1 protein-coding gene and 2 pseudogenes are annotated in these 3,044 nt (G+C 36.3%); all 3 read right to left on the bottom strand.

Translation table 11 applies throughout. The annotated features are described in order from the left end of the window. Positions 1–755, bottom strand: a pseudogene (locus DU53_RS03980) (peptidase S41); the annotation flags it as partial. Between the two features lie 134 nt (positions 756–889). Further along, complete coding sequence (locus DU53_RS03985) at positions 890–2,494, bottom strand: ABC transporter ATP-binding protein (protein ID WP_015868136.1); 1,605 nt, start codon at positions 2,492–2,494, stop codon at positions 890–892. Positions 2,495–2,539: 45 nt separating this feature from the next. Continuing rightward, positions 2,540–3,044, bottom strand: a pseudogene (locus tag DU53_RS03990) (S41 family peptidase); the annotation flags it as partial.

Raw genomic sequence — 3,044 nt, forward strand, 5'->3', positions numbered from 1 at the left:
GTAATGTAGCTATCCAGAGCTTCTTCCATCCTGTCTATTATTTCTTGTCGAAATGACCCATTAAAACTTGGGATTTTCAATACCCCGATAGAACCATGTAGTTCAAATGATGGGCTTCTTTTTCTTACCGGTTGGGGGACCCATTTATAGTCTTTTGAAGATGCAGATTCAATCTTCAGTGTTTTTTTCCCATCTCTGCGAAGATAGGTGATCTCGAATTCCTCGATTCCCCACCATTCTGGTAGTGCCTGGATGAAGTAATTAACCCGCCAGTTTAAGCTGCTTTCAAGAGTTTCAGAAGATCCATACACTTGCAGCTCTTCAATAATATTCTCAATTGGAATACCGTTGATCTTTGTCACAATGGCTCCGACTGGCAGTTTACAGATTGAATTAACTACCACGGCATACCCGTTTACCCTGCGCAATCTGAAGGGGAAAACCTTGATCTCGGCATCCGTAGGAGGGCATAACATGGAATGTTGATCATGAAGAATGGCTATTAACGGAGCAGCTATCATGTAGAATTCCGACCAGGTCATATCGTGGTCTAATTGAGCCCTTTTCTCTGCCACAAGATTCCAGAATACATCTTCATCTACCTTTAGCCATGGATTGTAAAACTCTGCAACGATTTTGGAGACAAGAAAATCTAAGTCCTCTCTCAACTGCTCGGGAGTAAAAAGCTGTTCGGCTATTGTGAAAGTGGAGATGAGTAAAAGGACTCCTATGAGTATACAGCGAGTTTTATTCACCGCAATCTCCACCTCATATAATATTAGCTGAAACTTTTTTCAATACTTTGGATTTCACACTTATATATCAAAGCTTGTAATGACATGAGTGTGTTTTTCACGGTAAGGCTGAAACAACTCTAATGTTTGCTTGTTCAATTTTTCAGGTGTAATTTTCCATTCTCAAGCTTGTATACTTTGTCGCAAAAGTCCAATATTTCTTTTTCATGGCTGATTACGATACATGTTTTTTTCTTAAGGTATTCCTTTATGAGTTTTATTACGATCTCTCTTTTATCTTTGTCCACAAAAGCGAGGGGTTCGTCTAAAATAAACACTTCACCTTCATTATTAAGCGATCGCCAAAGATTTATTAATTTCTTCTCACCACCAGATAGATTGGAGCCTTTCGAGTATATTTTCTTGCCTAATTTTTCATTTATGAATTCTGCGAGGTTGTTAGGCATGGTTGTGTTTTGAAGAATTAAATCTTTTTCAAGATTTCCAAAAACATATGGATGCTGGGATATCAGAACGATCTTTTTACGCAAAACTTTATTATCGATATTCTTATAATCGATTTGGTTGTAGTAAATTCTTCCGCTATCCAATTGTATTAACTTCACCAAAACATTGGCCAGTGTAGATTTTCCTGCTCCGTTCTCACCGATTACGCCTATTTTTTCTCCCTTTTTAATTGAGAGATTCAGGTTGCTAAAGATCTTTTTGTTTCCGAATGATAGGCAGGCATCTTTTATTGTTAATTCCTCAAAATCATCTAATAATTTATCAATAGAACCGCTATCTTCCTCTTTCAAACTTAGAAATGATCTAATCCTATTCAAAGAGACCGTCTTTTGTTTGAACCTTTTCTGAAAACCCATAAAATACTCGACAGGACTCCACAATCTTGAAAAATACAGGGTAAAAGCTAACAAAGTACCGATGGTTATTTTTTCGCTAAAAACGTAGTTTGCTCCCAGCCAATAAATTAAAAGGTGAGCTGCATTCATAACTCCAACCACAAGTATGAAATCATAAAGAATTTCGTACTTCACCTCTTTTATTTGTGTGGTGTAATAGCTATCGAGTGTGTGAAGAAATTCCGTTTCGAAGAAGCTTTGATGATTTCCAGCTCTAACAGCATAATTATTATTGAGTAGCTCTTCCACCTGACTGTTTATTATCTCTTCGTTTTCTAGAATCTTTTGACTTAAACTCTGTATTTTTGGAATGACAAGTTTGGAAAACAGAACAAATATAGGAAACAAGAGTACCAGCAAAAGGGTTAATAACAAATTCAATTTGAGCATTATAAACAATATAGCGGTTATAAAGAAGATGTTTATGGCAAACGTCGTAAAATCCTCTACAATTAAACTTCGTACCCTACCAACATCATTATTCATCCGTTGTATAAAATAACCGGAATCCCTTTCTATCAAGTCAAGATAAGGTATGTGGTTTATCTTCTTAAATAACTCCATCCGTAATTTGTTGAGAACCTTCACCTCAATAGTATTTTGGAAATAATATCTAAGGGAAAGAAATACGATGAATGCCAGAAACGTGATAGCTAAATAAATCCCATACCTGTTTAACTCATTTATATCACCATGTGTGTTTGCTGTATCGATCAATTTTTTAGATAAAATGGGGATAATTATCAGGCAAACTTTTTGGGATATGCTGAATAGAAAATATAATAAAGCTTCCCATTTGTTAATGTATTTATAAAAGAAAGCCAGAACTTCTCTCATTGGTTTGCTCCTTTTCACTAAAGACTACTAATTATCTATCCCGGATTATTCGGACGAGGAATAACCCCCTTTTTGAACCTCTTTGACAATCTTAAGCGCTTTATCAAGCATGGGATCAGCTTCTCCTATTATCCATTTAATCTTTTCCTCAAGGCTCAGGTTTATGGGAATATCCGGCTCTATATGTCTCCCCTCTTCAAGAAGCAAAATCCTCGCTTTTGATAAGTCTACGCTACAGTTTGTGTTTGGTAATAAATATTCCTGTTGTTTAAACCCAAAATTCGCTGTTTCGCTTGACCTTTCTCCTAGAATCGTTCCAATGCCTTCTCTTACCAAAAAACCAAGAAATATGAGAGTACCGGAAAAAATATCTTCATCCGTTAGAATCCACAGCTTTCCAGAAAACTGTTTCTTCGCAGGATACACATTCACACCATAATCTAAAATAGCGTATTTAACTACTTCCCTTGTATAAGATTTCGCCCCGATTCCTTTGGCCAATTTCGTTGGTTTATCTACAAAATATTGCAGGAGACTCAATACGTTTCCT

Source organism: Kosmotoga sp. DU53, from assembly GCF_001639905.1.
In the GTDB taxonomy this organism is placed as follows: Bacteria; Thermotogota; Thermotogae; order Petrotogales; family Kosmotogaceae; genus Kosmotoga; species Kosmotoga olearia.